General features: G+C 51.8%; 3 protein-coding genes. All 3 read right to left on the bottom strand.

Annotated elements, in window-relative coordinates; genetic code table 11:
* Positions 1 to 251: 251 nt before the first annotated feature.
* Entirely contained in the window at positions 252 to 908 is a 657-nt protein-coding gene (locus tag ACEWE8_RS25910) for a Bax inhibitor-1 family protein (RefSeq protein WP_046788091.1), read from the bottom strand.
* A gap of 491 nt (positions 909 to 1,399) precedes the next feature.
* Entirely contained in the window at positions 1,400 to 2,377 is a 978-nt protein-coding gene (locus ACEWE8_RS25905; RefSeq protein WP_046788093.1) for a hypothetical protein, read from the bottom strand.
* Between the two features lie 9 nt (positions 2,378 to 2,386).
* Positions 2,387 to 2,762, bottom strand: a 376-nt coding sequence (locus ACEWE8_RS25900) for an Hcp family type VI secretion system effector (protein WP_395589440.1), incomplete at its 5' end; no start/stop codon positions are given.

The following is a 2,762-nucleotide window of genomic DNA, read 5'->3' as shown; positions in this document are numbered from 1 at the left end:
GTTCGGACAGCGTCGATCTGACGTTGTTCCTCAAGAGGCGAAGCAGAGCATGCCGCCAGGCTTGAGGCCCAGTTGACACTAGTCGTACCTAACTGCAGACGCAATAGAACGCAGACGTTGGAGGTCAAATTAGGAAATAGCCTACAAATTTGACGATAAAGGCACTTGATCGGGCTAAACGATGTTCAGTGTTTGATGAGAGAAACGTATCAGGGCGCGCAGGGCAAACGCTTTGCCGTGGCCTGCACAAGTCACTTCCTGGACATGATCCGCAAGACCCGCAGAAACAGATTGATAATGTCTAGATAAAGCGAGGCGGCGCTGTCGATTGCATTATCCACGGCACGCTCGATTTGGTTCGCACGCCCCCAATCCACCCCAATATAACCACAGAAGATAGCTGCAACGATCCAATCCATTGCCGCCAGGTGGGTGCCGAACAACAGGGCTTGCCCCAACTCGACGACAATAGTAATTACCAAGGCAATGAACAGTGACGCTTCGATACGCTTGAAGAAGCCGGGAAACACCGTACCCAGCAGCATCATGCCCACGGTCAGCAAAGCGGTCGTTTGCGCTGCCTGCACGATGTTTTCATGCGAATAGTCCGGGAGGACGACGACAAGCAGCAAGCTGATCGGAAGCACGATCAGGTTATATCCAAGAAAGCTGTACAGCGGTTTTTCAGATTTGAAGATGATGGCGACACCCGTCATCGCCGTGATCATGTAACCCACCAAGAACAGCATCATGGGTATGGCCCGAACGATCTCAGCTGGCACCGTGGCCACCAGATACCAGTTGACGGCAAAGCCCCACAGCAGTACTGCGCCGAGGATGAGATTGTAGGTGTTGGCAGAAATCTGATGATTGGTTCCGACTCGGTTGAAAGTTTCGTTTTCCAGCATGCTCGCTGTGCTCCTGGATACTGCCTCTATAAATTTCAATCAGAATGACGTAGTTTGAACGCCCCATGACCACCGAGCTGCTAATTGCAGACACCCGCGACACGCACCATCCCGCCAACATTCGCCGCCATCTAATTAATACTCACTCATACAGACAAAAATTAAAAATGAGATGATCATAAGATTCCACAGCACAACCAATAGACACCGCATCGCCACCGGAAAACTATCTACCTCTCTTGAATCAACCAGCCCTCTATACACGAATATCTTTGGCATAGTCAGCAATATTGAGACCGTACAAATCCGCATGACACGCCCAATCAAGCCCGCCCGCGAATATAGGTTTTTATTCCCCATCACAAAACTAGAGCTGGAAAGCATGGATTCTATGAGCTCTAGATGACGATACGACAAATACACCAACACCAAGAGCGATAGGACCGCCAAAACAAAACACCCCAACACAACCAGATCCACTACACTAATTGTCATGGGTTTAGACTACGATAAAGTACGTCACCAAAATATTCTCCGCCTTGTCCACCTTTCTCCCCACCAATCTTGCCACCTACAGTCCCGCCCAATACAGCACACGCTAATGCACCACTGCCTCCAGTAGGAATACCCAACACCGCCGCGCACACCGCTGTAGCGATAGCACCTCCAACCGCTCCCCCAACGGTGCTGCCGCCAACGCTACCTATCAAAGCGCCCCCTTCGACATACCTGGCTCGCGTGCACTCATCTTCTCGCCCAAAGGTGCATGCTTTATGGATACTCAACCCTGTTGCAGCCACATCGAGTCCGATGCCGATATAAGTGCCCTTCTTTATGAGATTTGCAGCCTTAGAAACTCCAGCGACCTTTTCCGCATACCCAACAATTTCACCGGAGTGCAGATAACTCTTCGTGGAAATCCCTAGCGTTCTTTTAGTTGTACCTTTTTTACGCAAGCCCGAGCCGTACGCCGCCAGCCTATCCAGTTGCTCTTCCAACCTGATAAACAAACCCATCCGCTTGGCATAAAATTCATCACGCGCTTTGATTGTGCCACTCCCCAAGTAATCACGATGAAGCTGCTCGATCTGCCCGAGCGTTCCCTTGATTGCGTCAAGGTGCCTGCTCCAACCATCACTTACTGCTCCTGCCCCCATCGACGCATGGGCTAGAAAACTTTGCAACATCTCGTAGTTATCCAACAAAAAGTCATCGACCCCAGCACCATTGACCTCGAGTTGATGATGGATCCCTTCTGCCTGCGACATTAAAAATGCTTCATGACTTGTACAGGAGGGCGTGCTTGGATCGCCTACAATAATCAGTTCTCCACCCACCACCACACTATCGACGATATGTGCATTCAATACATCAAATTTGGCCCGCTGATTGGCCGACATCGGCGTATCGGCCTTCAGCGACTCATACGATTGCGCGTGTGAATTGATGAAGCTGCGTGCCTCGGACATGGTCGCACCTCACGCATACTTCTTGTTGTTGATACGGTCCCATCCACCCGTCACGTTTCCACCGGCACTGCCGTCGAGGCGCTTCTGCCGCGTGTAGGTGGTTTTGATCCGCCCGTAGTTGAGCTGTACGGCCTCCATCGGCACACCGGAACTGGCGCTCTGGGCGTAGTCAGCGATGATCACTTCTTCGAGCACGACTTCGTAGTACTTGAGCTTGTCGGTACCGGCGCGACACACCACCAGCTTCACTTCCTTCAGGTGCTGGCCCGCACAACTGGCTTCAAGAAGCTTGCAGCTGGCACTGTCCAGGTATTTGGTGAAGGTGAAATTGGTGAGGGTGGTGCGCCCTGAAGATGCGCCACCCGCAGAACTTGCGGTGGCAGAC

The organism is Pseudomonas sp. TR47 (genome assembly GCF_044143025.1).
GTDB lineage: Bacteria > Pseudomonadota > Gammaproteobacteria > Pseudomonadales > Pseudomonadaceae > Aquipseudomonas > Aquipseudomonas putida_E.
Note: the sequence above shows the minus strand (reverse complement) of the source record. Positions and strands in the feature narration are given on the sequence as shown.